Raw genomic sequence first — 16,824 nt, forward strand, 5'->3', positions numbered from 1 at the left:
TCAATTCCCGGCCCTGAAAGAGGCTTGGCCGGAAAACACCCGCACCGGAGGTGCTCAATTATCGTCGCAAACGATCCTGCAATTGTGCCCGGTATAGGCTTTGCGGCTCCACCCTTCGACCGGGCGACACGATTTCTCCCGGCGGTTCTGACGACGACAACTGACGCCCCGTCACGCCGAATGCCCAGTTCCGCGCGGTCGGGGGATCCTCGACAAGCCAAGTGGCGGCTGAGCTGTTCCACAGTACGCTATTCGCTGCCGACCATCCTTGCCCGGAGCCGGCGTTACCCCGGTTGCCCAGATGCAGGCTGCCGGTGACCTTGACATTGTCGAACAGCAGGCCGGTCGCCCATCTTTGGTGGCCCTGACCCAACGCGCGATTACCATGCGCCTCACACTCGCGTACGACATTCGGACCTGGCGCCCGGCTCTGCGTCGCCCACGCGATATAGGAGCCACCCTCCAGTCTGCAGTTCGATACGAGGATCTTCTGGCCGTCGATGGAAACGACGGTCGGCAGAGCTCCGCGCGACTTGACGGGGGCAGCATCCGTTACGGTGAAGTCCGTCGCCGTGATGCTGGACGCCGTTGAGCGGAACATAATTGCAGTACTGAATCTGGCGACCGACACGTTTCGGACCCAGCCATTCTCGGCAGCGCCGAAGGTCAGGAAGTTCGCCCCCATTGGTTCGCTTTCACCAGACTTGGCATGCTCGCGCGGCGTGTTGTCCTCCAGGCGGGCGGATAGTGCTTCCACGCCAACCCGCTCGATGCGGCCTTCGAATCGATACCGCCATACCTGTCCGTCGTCCTGCAAAGAGATCGCGTCGGTCAGACCTGTGTCCAACTCGATCGTATTGCCGTGGACACCCACAATCGTGCGGTCGGAAAGGATGCTGGCTCCGGGCGCCCATTGAAGTGTCTTGCCGTTCGATCGAACCGGTATCCGGTCCATTCCAATCGCCGCGATCCAGGCCTTGGTCATTGGACGCTGTACGAACACCCGGTTTCCGACCGATAGGTCTGCCGCACTATCCAGCAGGATGGTCTTTCCCCCAACCGGCGTGTAGTTCGCAACGATCCGCCGGCTATTGCCCGTCCTCCTGGGCGCTCCGCTGCCCTCGACCAGTATGAGCATGTCGAGCGAGGCCGTCGCGTTGAGCTGGGTACGATCCATGCCAGCCCCTCGCAGCACCACGCCGCTTGCCCGGATCTTGAGGGTATCGGACACGCGATACTTTCCGGGCCCCAGTTCCACGGCCCCGCGGAACCCGGTCTCCTTTACCGGGCGCCCGGAAGCTGTGTCTATCGCAGACTGAATGGCGGCCGTATCGTCGCCGCCGCTGGGTGCTGCGATCCGTTCGACCGTCTCGACATCTGGAATGGCACCGCCCGCTTCGTAGCCGGCAGCGGAGAAATCGGGGATTTGATTGCCGTCGCGATCACTACCATAGCGAAGGGCGCCGTTCGGACCGATGCTTATCCAGCTAATGACATCCCTGGCACTGGCACCGCCGCCAAGGGGAAGCATGCAGGCGAAAAGCGTTCCAATCGAGACGCTGAGCGCAAGTACGATCCCTGCGCCAACTCTTGCTCGGGAAAAGGCCCTCTGGGGAGTGAACGCATCGAACATCGGGAGGCTCCGGTCACCGGCCACAGACATTGTAGAGAACGAAACACAGCCCACCAATTGCAGCCGGCCGACGGAGGAACTGAAACGTTCCTCCGTGCGCTCCCCCTTACCAGAACTTGCCAACGACCTTAGCAATGTCAGCCAGGCCTGCAAGCTGGTTGACTACAGCCCCGGTCTATCTTTGCTACCGCGTATTCAGCTTCGCACGATCCGGTTCGCCAGGCACGAATGCCTACTGAGCTTGGAGAAGGCTTCCGCAGAGCGCGCCATCCAGCAGGCTGTCAGCCCCCAAGGTCTGCGAATAGCACAACGAGGGCAGTGACCTTGGTGACCGTGGACGTCCTTCCTTACAAAATTGTCCTCCAGCGCGAAGATCAAGCTGGAGGAAGGCACGCCTCGGCCGGCCACAATCGAACGGCACCGTCGAGTGCCTCCACAAAACCCTTGATGCCCACCTCGTCACCTGCATCAGAAAGAGGCCTCATCACAGCCGCGGCACGAACGGCATGACGCCCAACCAGTCCTTCGGCGGCCCGCATTCCTGCCAACGACACCACCGCGAAAGACAGCACCCAAAAAAGACGGTTGGATTGAAGCCGCCTGATATCCCTTTGGGAGCGGCAACTGTCAGCCGACTATCGTCAACACATACAGATCAAAGCCTGATTGTCTCTAATGTGCTCTTCAGGCGTCCGAGCATATGTGCTCCATACGATTTATTTGCGTGCCGATAATCGTCCGGCTTACATTGGTACTCAGCCTTTGTGCGAACCCCGGTCATCGTCGTCGCGGGCTGTGGGACAGCAATCACGCTTTCATAATCGGCCGCTTTTGCGAGAGCTCGCTCATAGAGGGGAAAGAGCATGTCGCCGACGTTCATATCGTCTAGAACCTGCCAACGGCTCCTTCTCCTCCGTTTTTGCGCGCCCTGAGAGACGGCCGTTTTGGGAGTCTCAATAAGTGCTGGCTGCGGCACTACGACTATAGGTCTATCGGAATTTGCTCTTAGAAGTCTGGCGATCTTAAAGGACCAAGTCGATCGAAACCGTGCGACGAGAATCTCCTCGAGGCAGTCAAGGGAAACCATCGTCATTCCTCGGCTCATATGATTGAATAGCCGAACCGAGGCGTACGAACTCGCAAGGTGCATCGGAGAGAGGCCCAAGCCAACGACGATAAATGCTGAGCTTGCTTTTAGCTCAACCTCTTGCAGTATATTTCCAACACCAATAGCGCTCCAGTTCGCAAGAGCCGTTCGTAGACGTTCAGATCCACCTACCAGCTTGCCGTCCTGGACAATTACATCCGCCAGATTGAAGCCCGGTGCGCAGAAATACGAAAGAGCCCATGGGAAACCGTCGGCTGCCTCCTTCAGTGCGATAACGTGGGAGTTGCCGACAATGCAGATAGTCATCGCGAGAACGCCTCCAAAAGCATCTCCTCACAAACGACGTTCTGATTTTTCTTCGGCTTCTTAGGTGCTCCTGAGCGTTCGGCAATCTCTCGAGCACGCCGGGCACGTCGGGCACGCCTGGCGCGCTGCTGCGCGCGTTTGACACTCTGGGGTACTTCCCCGTGGGGCACTTCCGCGGCACCCTGTGGCGAGCCTCCGGCAGCATGCTGCGATACAAAAGCACTCATGGCTGCAGCAACCCCTTCAGCCGACACCTCTCGAAGGTTCCTTTCGTAATAGGCGGCTCGAGTGGTATGGCCAGCGATCAGCTCGTATGAGGGAAAATAATCAACATCATCGAATTTCTTCGCGAGTTGCCCTGCAACGGCACGGAGTACCGATTTAGAATAGACGGTTGCGGCCAGTACGTGGTTGCCGCTGGCAGTTGCCGTCAAGGGAACGGGAGAAACTGTAATAACGAATTTCGCACCCGGGCGGCGCCGCTGGATGATCTTCCGGACAAGCAGAAAATCACGATAAACTTCGTTGAAGGTGAAGTTGACGAATTCGAATTTTGACGAATCGAAAGTACCGGCAATTGTTTCCGGTGCCGTGGGGTAAATTGTTCCTGACTCTTTGTCGCGCCATGCTTCAGTGAGGCCGAAGGTGAAGACGAACACGTCCACCTTCTTGAGTAGTGACCGGACGGCATCCAAATGAGCCGCGCGATGTGCGATAACTTCCTCTTCGGACGTCAGCCCATTGGGCTCCACATTCGGTCTCAGCGCATCGAAGTAGCGATCCCCTTTTTTCCAAATCCAATTTTTGGGCTCGAAGCGCCCGAGCGCTTCCTTAAATAGCTGCAGCAATTGGCGAGCAGTGTAGATATTTCCGTAACGCGCAGAGTAGAGATTATAGCCAAACTTGTTTGCGGAATCTTCCGGCAACATCCGTGGAGTTGGCTCGGCGTCCAGAACGTTATAGCCGCGATGCCGAAGAGTATTGGCAATATGTTGGGCAAAGCAGCTGCCAGCGGTCATGAGCGAGTCTTGAGGACTTATATCGAATTTCTTTCGATACAGATCGTGAGCCGGATTAGCCGCCGCGGCGCGCCAAAAGGCTCGGGCATCTAGTCCGACGTAAGGTGACGTCATTCGTGAACCTCCCCCGAGACCACAACTTGCAGAGGTTACGTTGTCTGCTCTCCATGTGCAATGGAATCTGTCACTTGATCTGCAAGAGCTCAGCTAGATATGAGCGCTATATTGCCGAGGGAATTGCCGGACTGCCGCGCGATGCGACTCGGCCGGAATGCGAGTCGCCGCCGAGCGCCGAAACGATTAGGCGGGTGGTGCACAAGACGCTATGCGGGAAGTCCCTGGGAGCTACCCATTGGAGCATCCACAATATGGCCCGCGCGGTTGGCCTAAGCTACACCAGCGTCGCGAGCCTTAGGTCGTTACCGCGTAAACGGCCTGTCGAATGACGGCCATCTTGAAATCTAGCTTCCGCTTGGCTTTTTCTGTGAGTGTTTTTTTGTGTCGGCGCTGATAGCCCGAATGGATCTCCATGAGCTGTGCTTTCAGCGCAAGTATACTCAGATCCGAGGGCATTCTGACAATCGGCTCATCCTTAAGCTCAGCCAGCTCTTGCGCCATATCGGTGAAGTGCTGTGGCATGAGCCCAAACAAGGCGAGCGTGTCCCATTTGCTACGGTCAGGCACGGCTTCGCCCCGCACACCCCTACGCCTTCCAGCCTGTGAGTCCTGGGTACTGGAGCGGAAGTACGCCCACAGCGGCTCGTCGGATTTAATCTTTCTGACGGCGGCGCTGAATTTGGACTCTAGTTGGTTGTGATTGGTATTGTAAACGTGGCGCTGGTCGAGCCGGGGGACATAGACGCTGGCGCCAACGCTCGTGTCGCCCCGTTTGGGAGACGCGAACCTCACAGACGCCGCTCTCGGCATGACTTGAATGCCCAAGGGTGCTCGGATGATGACAGGGCGATCGGACGGCTCTACGAGTTCGTCTTGGAACTTCTGGACAAAGGCGCCATGGAGCGCGTCGTCATGATCGACCCGCGTCATGAGGATGTGCTCGCTGGTTCCGAATTCTTCCTGGCACAGCGCCGGGATAGGCGGTGTCAGCCCAATAGAAAAGGGATCGTGCGGAGCGACCCGCCCAAGGCCACCGACAAGACTCCTCAACTCGTCCTGGAACCAAGCTGGAGTATTGCTGTCGGTTGAAAGCACCCATCGAAAGCGCCGGTTGCTCTGCGCCCTTATCGAGGGAAGGAGGGTATGCTTGAGCTGAATTAAGGATCGCCGCAGTGGTGTGGGGCGCCGAAGGCCCAAGCCTATTCGCGTGACGATGATGTGCTGAATGTCCGGCATCGCTCCCCTCGCTTAAAGGCAGCCGATATAGAGTACCAGTTTATATGCAAAGGTAGCCTGTATGCAAAGGCAGCTTATATGCAAATGCAGGGGCAAATCCGCCAAGGTGGACGCGGCGCTTGAACGCCGGCACTTGAGGGCTTCGCCGTCGGTCAAATGACGTGTGATTAGGAAGGAGACTTCAAGAACCCGTCATGACATCCATGTCTGGATGGACAGCAAGTCGCGGCCCGGCCAAGTAAGCCACCTCCGAAGCGAGGAAGGCCCCGGTTCGCCGATGTTTTTCTTTGCGATTCAACGGGTTGTGGGTGCCCAAACAGGATTTTGGGTTCTCGTGACACACCAACCCCCGATATGGTATTCGGAGACTCAATCTATAGAGGGGATCGATCGTCGATATGGCGGGAGCCACCATCGCGGTCGCGTCGGATCATGCCGGCTTCGACCTGAAGGAAATTCTGAAGTGCGATCTGCAACAGGCAGGTTACGCTGTACTCGATCTCGGCACCAATTCGACGGCTTCGGTCGATTATCCCGACTTCGGCACGGCCATGGGCGATGCGATCGCCGCCGGCAGGGCGGAGAAGGGGGTATTGGTCTGCGGCTCCGGGATCGGCATCTCGATCGCGGCCAACCGCAATCCCAAGGTGCGCGCGGTGCTCGCGCATGACGCGACTTCTGCCCGTCTTTCGCGCGAACACAACGATGCCAACGTGGTGGCCTTCGGTCAGCGGTTGATCGGTATCGAAGTTGCGCGTGAAGCGTTGAAGGTCTTCCTTGCGACGTCGTTCGAAGGCGGTCGCCATACCGGCCGTGTTGCCAAGCTTTCCGGAGTATCGAAGTCATGAGTCAGGTTGCCGTGCAGAGGCAGGACGCAGCGTTGGCAATGTTCACGCTGGGCATCGCCGAATCCGATCCAGCGATCGATGCGGTGCTGAAGGGCGAGCTGCATCGCCAGCGCGAGCAGATCGAGCTGATCGCCTCCGAGAACATCGTGTCCCGTGCCGTGCTCGAGGCGGCAGGCTCGGTGCTGACCAACAAATATGCCGAGGGTTACCCTGGCCGGCGCTACTACGGCGGCTGTGAGGAGGTCGACAAGGCCGAGCAGCTCGCCATCGACCGCGCCTGCAAGCTGTTCGACTGCAGCTTCGCCAATGTCCAGCCGCACTCCGGCGCGCAGGCAAACCAGGCGGTGTTCATGGCGCTGCTCAAGCCAGGCGACACCTTCCTCGGCATGGCGCTCGACCAGGGCGGCCATCTCACCCATGGCTCGCCGGCCAACCAGTCGGGCAAGTGGTTCAAGGTGCTGTCCTACGGCGTGAAGCCCGACACCCACCTGATCGACTACGAGCAGATGGAGGAGATCGCGCGCCGCGACCGGCCGAAGCTGATCATCGCCGGCGCTTCTGCCTATTCGCGCCAGATCGACTTCGCGCGGTTCCGCAAGGTGGCCGACGAGGTCGGCGCGTTCTTCATGGTCGACATGGCGCACTATGCCGGCCTGGTCGCCGCCGGCGTCTATCCCAGCCCGTTGCCGCACGCCCATGTCGTCACGACGACCACCCACAAGACCCTGCGCGGTCCGCGCGGCGGCATGGTCCTGTCGAACGATCCCGAGCTCGGCAAGAAGATCAACTCCGCGGTGTTCCCCGGCCTGCAGGGCGGGCCGCTGATGCACATCATTGCCGCCAAGGCGGTGGCCTTTGGCGAAGCGTTGCGGCCGGACTTCAAGGTCTATGCCCAGCGCACCATCGACAATGCCCGGGCACTGGCATCGTCGCTCACCGAGCGCGGCCTCAGGATCGTCTCGGGCGGCACCGACAGCCATGTCATGCTGGTCGATCTCCGACCCAAGAAGGCGACCGGCGTCTCGGCCGAGAAGGTGCTCGATCGCGCCGGCATCACGGTCAACAAGAACAGCATTCCGGGCGATCCGGAGAAGTTCACGGTCACGTCCGGCGTGCGTTTGGGGTCGCCCGCCGGCACGACGCGCGGCTTCGGCGTTGCCGAGTTCCGCCAGATCGGCGAGCTGATCGCCGACGTGCTCGACGGCATCGCCAAGAACGGTCCGGACGGCGACGCCCAGGTCGAGGCCCAGGTGCGCGGCAAGGTCCGCGAGCTCTGCACCCGCTTCCCGATCTACCGCGACTGACAACGCAATAAGACAAACAGGGGGACTGAATGCGCTGTCCATTCTGCGGACACGAGGATACACAGGTCAAAGACTCGCGGCCGACCGACGACAATTCGGCGATCCGCCGGCGGCGCTATTGCCCCTCGTGCGGCTCGCGCTTCACCACTTTCGAGCGCGTGCAGCTGCGCGAGCTCACGGTGGTGAAGAAGAACGGCCAGCGCGTGCAGTTCGATCGCGACAAGCTCGCCCGCTCGATCTCGGTGGCCTGCCGCAAGCGCCCGGTCGATCCCGAGCGGGTCGAGCGCGTGGTCAACGGCATCGTGCGCCGCCTCGAAAGCTCCGGCGAGAGCGAGATTCCCTCGACGCAGATCGGCGAGCTGGTGATGGACGCGCTGCGCGCGCTCGATCCGGTCGCCTACGTGCGCTTCGCCTCGGTCTATCGCAATTTCCGCGAGGCCCGGGATTTCGAGGAGTTCATCTCCGACCTCGCCGATACCAACCTGAAGGATTGATGCCGTGATGCGCGCGGCGCTCGCGCTGGCGCGCCGGTCGCTGGGGCGCACCTGGCCCAACCCGGCCGTGGGCTGCGTCATCGTGAAAGACGGTGTGGTCGTCGGCCGCGGTCGCACGCGAGACGGCGGTCGCCCGCACGCCGAAGTCGATGCGCTTGCCCAGGCCGGCGACGCCGCGCAGGGCGCCACGGTCTACGTCACGCTCGAGCCGTGCGCGCATTTCGGCAAGTCGCCGCCCTGCGCCGATGCGTTGATCGGGGCCGGCGTCGTGAAGGTCGTATCGGCCCTCGAAGACCCGTACCCAGAGGTCAACGGACAGGGGCACGCCCGTCTGAGGGCAGCCGGCATCGCCGTCGAAGTCGGCGAGGGGGCAAGGGAAGCGGCGGAGATCAACGCAGGTTTCCTGCTGCGGGTGCGCGAAGGCCGGCCGCTCTTCCATCTCAAGATGGCGACCTCGCTCGACGGGCGCATCGCGACTGCGTCGGGCGAAAGCAAATGGATCACCGGTGCGGCCGCGCGCGCCGACGGCCAGCGTCTGCGCGCCACCCACGACGCGATCCTCGTCGGTGCGAACACGGTCGCCGCGGACGATCCCGAGCTGACCTGCCGCCTGCCGGGCCTCGAACGCTATTCGCCGGTTCGCATCGTTCTCGATTCGAAAGCGCGAATGTCGCCTGGTTCGAAACTTGCTCTGTCGGCCGACAGGACTCCGGTTTGGCTCCTGTGCACGCGAGATGCTCCGGCAAGCGCGCGAGAGATCCTGCAGTCGAAGGGTGTCGACGTGATCGAGGTTGCGTCCAATGAGCAAGGCAGGATCGACGCGCGAGCGGCAGCCAGGGCGCTCGGCGAGCGGCGCCTGACTCGCGTGCTGATCGAAGGCGGTGGGAAAGTGACGGCTGCGTTCCTCGCGGCCGATCTCGTGGACTGCGTGACTTCCTACCAGGCGGGGCTGCTGCTGGGAGCCGACAGCCGCTCTGCGGTTGCGCCACTGGGGCTGCAGAAGCTCGATTTCGCGCCCCGGTTCACCCTTGTTTCTACGCGGACCGTTGGCGGCGATGTGCTGGAAACGTGGCATAGAGCGGCTTAAGTAGGACAAATGTTCACGGGAATCGTCACCGACGTCGGAGAAATCACCGCTCTCACCCCGGGCGGACAGGCCGGCGATCGCAAGTTCGTCGTGAAGACGAAACACGACATGACGCCGATTGCGATGGGCGCGTCGATCGCCTGCTCAGGCTGCTGCCTGACCGTGGTCGACAAGGGGGCCGACTGGTTCGCGGTCGAAGTCTCAGGCGAGACGCTCGACAAGACCCATCTCGGCGACTGGCAGCTGGGCCGGCACATCAACCTCGAATTATCGCTCAAGCTCGGCGACGAGCTGGGTGGCCATCTGGTCTACGGCCATGTCGACGGCGTCGGGAAGATCGTCTCGATGACGCCCGAGGGCGGCAGCGTGCGCTTCGTCTTCGAGGCGCCGGCCGATCTCGCGCGCTTCATCGCCCCCAAGGGCTCGATCGCGGTGGATGGCATCTCCCTGACCGTGAACGAGGTCGAGGGCAATCGCTTCGGCATCAACATCATTTCACACACGCAGGCGGTCACGACCCTGGGGAAAGCCACGCCCGGCCAAAGGGTCAACCTTGAGGTCGATATGCTCGCGCGATACGTTCAGCGATTGTTGGAGCACGGAAGAACATGAGCGCGCTCGAAAAGGACGCCTGGCGGATCACCTTCAGCGAGGTGAAGGCCGCGGCCGAGGACATCATCGAGGAAGCCCGCAAGGGCCGGATGTTCATCCTGGTCGATGACGAGGACCGCGAGAACGAGGGCGACCTCGTCGTGCCGGCGCAATGGGCGACGCCGGAGGCGATCAACTTCATGGCCAAGCATGCGCGCGGCCTGATCTGCCTGGCGCTGACCCGCGAGCGGGTCGAGCAGCTCGGCCTCAAGCTGATGGCGCAGAACAACGGCACGCGGCACCAGACCGCCTTCACCGTGTCGATCGAGGCGCGCGAGGGCGTGACCACCGGCATCTCCGCCGCCGACCGCGCGCGCACCGTCGCCGTGGCGATCGATCCGTCATGCGGGCCGCAGGACATCGTGACGCCGGGCCATGTCTTTCCGCTGGTGGCGCGCGACGGCGGCACGCTCGAGCGCACCGGTCACACCGAGGCCGCGGTCGACCTGGCGCGGCTGGCCGGTCTCAACCCGGCCGGCGTGATCTGCGAGATCATGAACGACGACGGCACGATGGCCCGTCGCAACGATCTCATCACCTTCGCGCAACGCCACGGCCTCAAGATCGGCACCATCGCCGACCTGATCGCCTACCGCCGGCGCTACGACTCGATCATCAAGCGCATCAGCGAGACCAAGCTCGACAGCATCTATGGCGGCGATTTCCGCTGCGTCGTCTATATCAACAAGGTGACGATGGCGCAGCACGTGGCGCTGGTGAAGGGCGATCCGGCGGCGCCCGGTCCGGTCACCGTCCGCATGCATGCCGTCAACCTGTTTACCGACACGCTGGGCCAGCGCAGCGGCGGCCGCGGCGGCGAGATCGAAGCCTCGATGCGCTATATCGCCGACGAGGGGCGCGGCGTGATCGTGCTGATCCGCGAGCCGCTGACCGTCGTGCTGGCCGAGCAGCGCCGTCGTGCCGGCGAGCCGATCGCCCCGGCGGGCGTGGAGCTGCGCGACTACGGCGTCGGTGCCCAGATGTTGATCGATCTCGGCGTCAAGGAAATGACCCTGCTGACCAACAGCAAGAAGAGCATCGTCGGCATCGAGGGCTTCGGCCTGAAGGTCGTCGGCCAGAAGCCCGTCCCCGGTCGCGCGAAGGTGTGATCATGATGCTGGGAGCGCGGCTCTCCAGGGCCGCTCATGAAATGTGGCAAGCCGAAGATGAGCGGCTCTGGAGAGCCGCGCTCCCAGCGATGAGTCGCTGAGCCATGTCTACACGTACGGAGAATCCCACGGCGCGGCCCGCCGTCGACGGCGTCAAGGACGCACGCGTCCTGGTCGTCGAATCGCGCTACTATCCCGAGATTGCCGACGCGCTGATCTCCGGCGCACAAGCCGAGATCACAAAGAACGGCGCGACGCTCGAGCGCGTGGTCGTGCCGGGCGCCTTCGAGATCCCGGGCGCCATCGCGCTTGCCGCCGAGCACTATGACGGTTTTCTCGCGCTTGGCTGCGTAATCCGGGGAGAGACCACCCATTACGATTACGTCTGTGGCGAGAGCGCGCGCGGGCTGATGGACCTGTCGATCCAGAAGAAGCTGGCCATCGGCTATGGCATCGTGACAGTGAACACCATGGAACAAGCCAAGGCGCGCGCCGAGACGCATCGCGGCGACAAGGGCGGCGACGCGGCCCATGCCTGCCTCGCCATGATTGCGCTGCAGCGCCGCTGGCGGAAGTCGTGACCGATCCCAAGCCGCTGCCCAGTCGCCGGCAGGCCGCGCGACTGGCGGCCGTGCAGGCGCTTTATCAATGGCAGGAGGGCCAGGACCAGCCTGCCGATATCATCGAGCAGTTCCTGAAAGTGCGAACCGGCGAGGCGGGCGAGGCCGGTATGCGCCGCGACGCCGATCGTCCCTTGTTCAAGGATGTGGTCGAAGGCACCGCGGCCCACAAGGACGAGCTCGAGAAGACGGTTTCTGCCGCCCTCTCCGAGGACTGGACCTGGACCCGGATCGACCGGTTGGTGCGCGCCATCCTCCTCGCCGGCGTCTATGAGCTGGTCCATCGCCGCGACGTGCCGCCGCGTGTCGCCATCAACGAATATGTCGAAATCGCCCATGCTTTCTACGACCAGCGCGAGTCGACCTTCGTGAACTCGGTGCTCGATCGCGTGGCGCGCCGGGAACGCGCGGCCGAGCTCGCACGATAGCCGCGATGGCCCATGGGGCGAGGGCCAAGCGTCGGATCGGTGAGTTCGAGCTGATCGCCCGCTACTTCGCGCCGCTCGCCAGGGGTTTCGCGGGCGCCGGCGGCCTCAAGAGCGACAACGCCTTCCTTGCAGGCGACGGGCGGCACGATCTCGTCGTGAAGACCGACATGATCGTGTCGGGTGTGCATTTTTTTGCCGACGAGAGGCCCGAGCTGGTCGCGGCGCGTGCGCTGCGCGTCTGCCTGTCCGATCTCGCCGCGGGGGGGGCGACACCGCACGTCTACCAGCTCGCACTGTCGTTGACGCGTGGCTGGACCGAGCGCTGGGTCGCCGGCTTCGCGCGCGGGCTCGCCGCCGACCAGCGCCGTTTCGGCATCGTGCTGTGCGGCGGTGACACGACCGGCACGCCGGGCCCGACCACGATTTCGATCACCGCCTTCGGCAAGGTCGCGCGCGGCAAGGGGCTGGGGCGCGACGGCGCGCGGGCAGGGGACGAGCTCTGGGTGAGCGGCACGATCGGCGACGCCGCGCTCGGCCTGCTGGCGGCGCGTGGCGAGCTGACAAGCACCTTCCTGGAGCGGCGCTATCGCCTGCCGCAGCCGCGCACCGCCTTGGGCCCATTGCTCGTCGGCATCGCCACGGCGACCGCCGACGTTTCCGACGGGCTGCTGGCCGACGTCGGCCACATCGCCGATGCGTCGAGGCTCTCGGCGCGGATCGAACGCGATCGGGTGCCGTTGTCGAAAGCGGCAAGGCGGGCGTTGTGCGCCAAGCCATTGCTCTGGAATGACGTTCTTGGCGGCGGCGACGACTATGAATTGGTGATCGCCGTGCCCGCGCGAAAGCGTGCGGTCCTGCTGGAGGCGTCACGTGCGGCGGGTGTCGAGGTCACGCGCGTTGGTGCCTTTTCAAAAGGCAAAGGCGTCGTTCTGACCGTTTCCGGGCAACCGCAGCACATTGCGCAGAGCGGCTATGTCCACTTCTGATTGCGGTCAATTCGCTTGGGCCGCTAGGAATGCGCGCCTATTGTGCGCACCCAATGGACGGTTCGATAAAGGTTGAGGAAACGGCGGCCAATGCCTCCGCCGGCATGCCGCGCCGTGCGCTGCGCAACATCGGCCTGTTGGGGTTCTGCCAGGCGCTGACCCAGGGCAGCAACACGCTGATGTTCGCCTCCTCGGCGCTCGCCGTGCTGACCATTGTTCCGGCGGACATGCGCATATGGGCGAACCTGCCCGTCACCATGCAGCACCTCGGCGTCATGCTGGCGGTATTTCCGGCTTCGATGCTGATGATGCGGCGGGGCCGCAAGTTCGGCTTCCGACTCGGATCCGTGTTCGGCATGGCCGGCGCTTCGTGTGCGGCCATCGGCCTGCAGCTCGGCAGCTTTCCGGTGATGTGCCTGGGCGGCCTGCTGCTGGGCTACGCGGTCGCCAACATGCAGCTCTATCGCTTCGCTGCGGTGGAACTCGCGCCGATGTCGTTCCGCGCCAAGGCGATCTCCTACGTGACGGCGGGAGGCGTGATCGCCGGCATCATCGGCCCGGCCCTCGCGCGCTGGACGCCCGATCTATGGCAGCCGCTGTTCCAGGCGAGCTTCGTCTCGGTCATCGTCATCCATTTCATCGTCTTCATCGTGCTGGGGTTCATCGAGTTCCCGGTGGTCAGGACCGAGGATGCGGCCGGTCCGCAGCGGCCGCTGCTCGAGATCGTGACCCAGCCCGCCTACATGGTCGCGGCGGCGGGGGCGATGATCGCTTTCGGCGTGATGTCGTTCGTGATGGCCGCCTCACCGCTGGCCATCGTGCAGTGCGGCCTCAGCAAGAGCGAAGCGCCGGTCACGATCTTCGTACATGTCATGGGCATGTTCCTGCCGTCCTTCTTCACCGGCCATCTGATCCAACGTTTCGGCGTCTTCAACATCATGACCGCCGGCATCGCGTTGCTGATCGGCGGCGTGGCGATCGCCTTGCTGGGCACGACCGAATGGCACTTCCGGGGGGCGCTCGGGCTGAACGGGGTGGGCTGGAACTTCATGTTCGTCGGCGCCACGACCTTGCTGACCACGACCTATCGGCCCGCCGAGCGCGGCAAGGCGCAGGCATTCAACGATTTCATGGTGTTCGGCACCACTGCCACAGCGAGCCTGATGGCGTCGATCGTGCTCGAGGTGAAGGGCTGGGCCTACCTCAACTATCTGGCCTTCGCCCTGGTCTGCATCGCTTTGCTGGTGATCGGCATCTTCCGCCTGCGCAACCCAGCCCGCGCGACTTAGCGCTCCCGTTGCCCCAAGGCTATCGCGTGCAACGTCTTGCCTTCCCCCGCCTGCGGAGGAAGGCATGCATTCCGCGGCAACCTGCTGCGTACGATGGCCTTGGGATGACCGGGCGGTAGCGCTCAAGCCCTTGAGTCAATGAGGCTTTTGCCGCCTGCTGCTGTTGCGCGTTCGCGACGGTTCTGTCATTTTCCCGCCCGCCTCGCGCTGGGGGAGACACTATTTTCATCGGCGCGGATGGGGTTGAGAACACCTTAAGAAACAACAGGTTAACAACTATGTCATCCGTTCTATGGGCCGTCATCGGCTGCGGCGTCATCGCCGTGCTGTACGGCGTCATCACCGCATCGCGGGTCATGGCCGCCGATGCCGGTACGCCGCGCATGCAGGAGATCGCCCAGGCGATTCAGGAAGGCGCCGGCGCTTATCTGCGGCGCCAATACACCACCATCGCCATCGTAGGAGTCGTGGTCCTCGTCCTGCTCTTCATCCTCCTCGGCAAGTTTGCTGCCGGCGGCTTCCTGATCGGCGCCGTCCTGTCGGGCGCCACGGGCTTCATCGGCATGAACGTCTCGGTGCGTGCCAACGTGCGCACCGCGGTCGCCGCCCAGAAGAGCCTGGCGGCAGGTCTCGACCTGGCTTTCAAGGCGGGTGCAATCACCGGCATGCTGGTGGCAGGCCTCGCCTTGATCGGCGTGGCCGGCTACTTCTCGCTGCTGCTCAGGATAGGCATTCCGCAGGGCAGCCGCGAGATGATCGATGCGCTCGTGTCGCTCGGCTTCGGCGCTTCGCTGATCTCGATCTTCGCCCGCCTGGGCGGCGGCATCTTCACCAAGGGCGCGGACGTCGGCGGCGACATGGTCGGCAAGGTCGAAGCCGGCATCCCGGAAGATGACCCGCGCAACCCGGCGACGATCGCCGACAACGTCGGCGACAACGTCGGCGATTGCGCCGGCATGGCCGCCGACCTGTTCGAGACCTATGCGGTCACCACGGTCGCCACCATGGTCCTGGCGTCGATCTTCTTCGCCGGCAACCAGGCGCTGCTTTCTCAGCTCATGCTTTATCCGCTGGCCATCGGCGGCGCCTGCATCATCACCTCCATCATCGGCACCTACTTCGTGAAGCTGGGCTCCGACGGCGGCATCATGTGGGCGATGTACAAGGGCGTGATCGTGGCCGCCGTGCTGTCGATCCCGGCCATCTGGCTGGTCACCGACCGGCTGGTCGGCATGGGGACGGTGTTGACGGTCGGCGACCGGTCGTTCACCGGCATGTCGCTGTTCTGGTGCTCGCTCGTCGGCCTCGCCATCACCGGCCTGATCGTCTGGATCACGGAGTACTACACCGGCACCAACTATCGTCCGGTCAAAGCGGTGGCCCAGGCCTCCGTCACCGGGCACGGCACCAACGTCATCGCGGGCCTCGCAATGTCGATGGAAGCCACAGCGCTGCCGGCGCTGCTGATCTGCGCCGGCATCGTGATCTGCTACGTGCTGGCCGGCTTGTTCGGCATCGCCATCGCCACGACCGCCATGCTGGCCCTCGCCGGCATGGTGGTGGCGCTCGATGCCTACGGCCCGGTCACCGACAATGCCGGCGGCATCGCCGAGATGGCGGGCCTGCCCAAGGAAGTGCGCAAGAACACCGACGCGCTCGACGCCGTCGGCAACACCACCAAGGCGGTCACCAAGGGCTACGCCATTGCCTCGGCCGGACTCGGCGCCTTGGTGCTGTTTGCGGCCTACACCTCGGACCTCGCGTACTTCATCTCCCAGGGCAAGCTCGGCATCAAAGCCGTCAACTTCTCGCTCGAGAATCCGTACGTCGTGGTCGGCCTGCTGATTGGCGGCGGTCTCCCTTACTTGTTCGGCGGCATGTCGATGCTGGCCGTGGGCCGTGCTGCGCAGGCCGTCGTCGAGGAGGTCCGCCGTCAGTTCCGGGAGAAGCCCGGCATCATGGCGGGCACGGATCGTCCGGATTACGGCCGCGCCGTCGACATGCTCACCAAGGCAGCGATCAAGGAGATGATGATCCCGTCGCTTCTGCCGGTGCTGTCGCCGATCGTGCTGTACTTCGTGATCGCGGCGATCGCCGGCAAGTCGGAGGCCTTCGCCGCGGTCGGCGCCATGCTGCTCGGCGTGATCGTCACCGGCATCTTCGTCGCCATCTCGATGACGGCCGGCGGCGGTGCCTGGGACAACGCCAAGAAGTACATCGAGGAAGGCCACTTCGGCGGCAAGGGCTCGGACGCCCACAAGGCCGCGGTGACCGGCGACACTGTCGGCGATCCGTACAAGGACACGTCGGGCCCCGCCGTGAACCCGATGATCAAGATCACCAACATCGTGGCGCTGCTGCTGCTCGCCGTGCTCGCGCACTGACGGACGGCCATCGGCCCAGACAAAAGCCCCGGCGGAGACGTCGGGGCTTTTTGCTGTCGAAGCGTTCCTCCCTGCCTGAAGCGCGGGGAGGTGTCACGGTCATCCGCGACGGAAAGGGCATGGGCGCACCAATGCCTTGGCCCGGGAACCTCCACTCCCGCGGGACCTCCTCGGCTTCGCCGGGGAGGAATACGATCGGCACAGC

At 63.4% G+C, this 16,824-nt stretch carries 15 protein-coding genes; 11 read left to right on the forward strand and 4 right to left on the reverse strand.

Going from position 1 to position 16,824, the window contains the following annotated elements; genetic code table 11:
* Nucleotides 1–58: 58 nt before the first annotated feature.
* The 4 genes from ACQY8M_RS24885 to ACQY8M_RS24900 form a co-directional block, all read right to left on the reverse strand.
* Nucleotides 59–1,633: a glycosyl hydrolase family 28-related protein gene (locus tag ACQY8M_RS24885; RefSeq protein ID WP_428661133.1), complete on the reverse strand. Its 1,575-nt coding sequence runs from the start codon at nucleotides 1,631–1,633 to the stop codon at nucleotides 59–61.
* A 655-nt stretch (nucleotides 1,634–2,288) separates the two neighbouring features.
* Nucleotides 2,289–3,047: a hypothetical protein gene (locus ACQY8M_RS24890; protein WP_428661136.1), complete on the reverse strand. Its 759-nt coding sequence runs from the start codon at nucleotides 3,045–3,047 to the stop codon at nucleotides 2,289–2,291.
* The gene (locus tag ACQY8M_RS24895; RefSeq protein WP_428661139.1) at nucleotides 3,044–4,180 is read right to left on the reverse strand and encodes a GSCFA domain-containing protein; all 1,137 of its coding nucleotides are present in this window, start codon (nucleotides 4,178–4,180) and stop codon (nucleotides 3,044–3,046) included. Before ACQY8M_RS24895 ends, ACQY8M_RS24890 begins: the two co-directional genes overlap by 4 nt.
* A 297-nt stretch (nucleotides 4,181–4,477) precedes the next feature.
* Nucleotides 4,478–5,419: a glycosyltransferase gene (locus tag ACQY8M_RS24900; RefSeq protein ID WP_428661142.1), complete on the reverse strand. Its 942-nt coding sequence runs from the start codon at nucleotides 5,417–5,419 to the stop codon at nucleotides 4,478–4,480.
* Nucleotides 5,420–5,817: 398 nt separating this feature from the next.
* Between ACQY8M_RS24900 and rpiB the strand changes: the two genes are divergently transcribed.
* The 11 genes from rpiB to ACQY8M_RS24955 all read left to right on the forward strand — a co-directional run bounded on the left by rpiB (nucleotide 5,818) and on the right by ACQY8M_RS24955 (nucleotide 16,619).
* Nucleotides 5,818–6,267: a ribose 5-phosphate isomerase B gene (gene rpiB / locus ACQY8M_RS24905; protein ID WP_428661145.1), complete on the forward strand. Its 450-nt coding sequence runs from the start codon at nucleotides 5,818–5,820 to the stop codon at nucleotides 6,265–6,267.
* A complete protein-coding gene (gene glyA, locus ACQY8M_RS24910) occupies nucleotides 6,264–7,571 on the forward strand; it encodes a serine hydroxymethyltransferase (RefSeq protein WP_428661148.1) in 1,308 nt (435 codons plus the stop codon). The genes rpiB and glyA overlap by 4 nt, the downstream gene beginning before the upstream one ends.
* 29 nt (nucleotides 7,572–7,600) lie before the next feature.
* The gene (gene nrdR / locus ACQY8M_RS24915; protein ID WP_428661151.1) at nucleotides 7,601–8,065 is read left to right on the forward strand and encodes a transcriptional regulator NrdR; all 465 of its coding nucleotides are present in this window, start codon (nucleotides 7,601–7,603) and stop codon (nucleotides 8,063–8,065) included.
* 7 nt (nucleotides 8,066–8,072) lie between these two features.
* The gene (ribD, locus tag ACQY8M_RS24920; RefSeq protein WP_428675486.1) at nucleotides 8,073–9,152 is read left to right on the forward strand and encodes a bifunctional diaminohydroxyphosphoribosylaminopyrimidine deaminase/5-amino-6-(5-phosphoribosylamino)uracil reductase RibD; all 1,080 of its coding nucleotides are present in this window, start codon (nucleotides 8,073–8,075) and stop codon (nucleotides 9,150–9,152) included.
* Nucleotides 9,153–9,161: 9 nt separating this feature from the next.
* Nucleotides 9,162–9,764, forward strand: a complete 603-nt coding sequence (locus ACQY8M_RS24925) for a riboflavin synthase (RefSeq protein ID WP_428661154.1) — start codon at nucleotides 9,162–9,164, stop codon at nucleotides 9,762–9,764.
* Complete coding sequence (gene ribB, locus ACQY8M_RS24930; RefSeq protein ID WP_428661157.1) at nucleotides 9,761–10,912, forward strand: 3,4-dihydroxy-2-butanone-4-phosphate synthase; 1,152 nt, start codon at nucleotides 9,761–9,763, stop codon at nucleotides 10,910–10,912. The genes ACQY8M_RS24925 and ribB overlap by 4 nt, the downstream gene beginning before the upstream one ends.
* 104 nt (nucleotides 10,913–11,016) lie before the next feature.
* The gene (locus ACQY8M_RS24935) at nucleotides 11,017–11,493 is read left to right on the forward strand and encodes a 6,7-dimethyl-8-ribityllumazine synthase (RefSeq protein WP_428661160.1); all 477 of its coding nucleotides are present in this window, start codon (nucleotides 11,017–11,019) and stop codon (nucleotides 11,491–11,493) included.
* The gene (gene nusB / locus ACQY8M_RS24940; RefSeq protein WP_428661163.1) at nucleotides 11,490–11,960 is read left to right on the forward strand and encodes a transcription antitermination factor NusB; all 471 of its coding nucleotides are present in this window, start codon (nucleotides 11,490–11,492) and stop codon (nucleotides 11,958–11,960) included. The genes ACQY8M_RS24935 and nusB overlap by 4 nt, the downstream gene beginning before the upstream one ends.
* Before the next feature lie 5 nt (nucleotides 11,961–11,965).
* A complete protein-coding gene (gene thiL / locus ACQY8M_RS24945; protein ID WP_428661166.1) occupies nucleotides 11,966–12,946 on the forward strand; it encodes a thiamine-phosphate kinase in 981 nt (326 codons plus the stop codon).
* A gap of 53 nt (nucleotides 12,947–12,999) precedes the next feature.
* The gene (locus ACQY8M_RS24950; RefSeq protein ID WP_428661169.1) at nucleotides 13,000–14,235 is read left to right on the forward strand and encodes an MFS transporter; all 1,236 of its coding nucleotides are present in this window, start codon (nucleotides 13,000–13,002) and stop codon (nucleotides 14,233–14,235) included.
* 278 nt (nucleotides 14,236–14,513) lie between these two features.
* On the forward strand, nucleotides 14,514–16,619 hold the full coding sequence (locus ACQY8M_RS24955; protein WP_428661172.1) for a sodium-translocating pyrophosphatase: 2,106 nt from the start codon (nucleotides 14,514–14,516) through the stop codon (nucleotides 16,617–16,619).
* Nucleotides 16,620–16,824 lie beyond the last annotated feature (205 nt).

This window comes from Reyranella sp. (assembly GCF_965279465.1).
In the GTDB taxonomy this organism is placed as follows: Bacteria; Pseudomonadota; Alphaproteobacteria; order Reyranellales; family Reyranellaceae; genus Reyranella.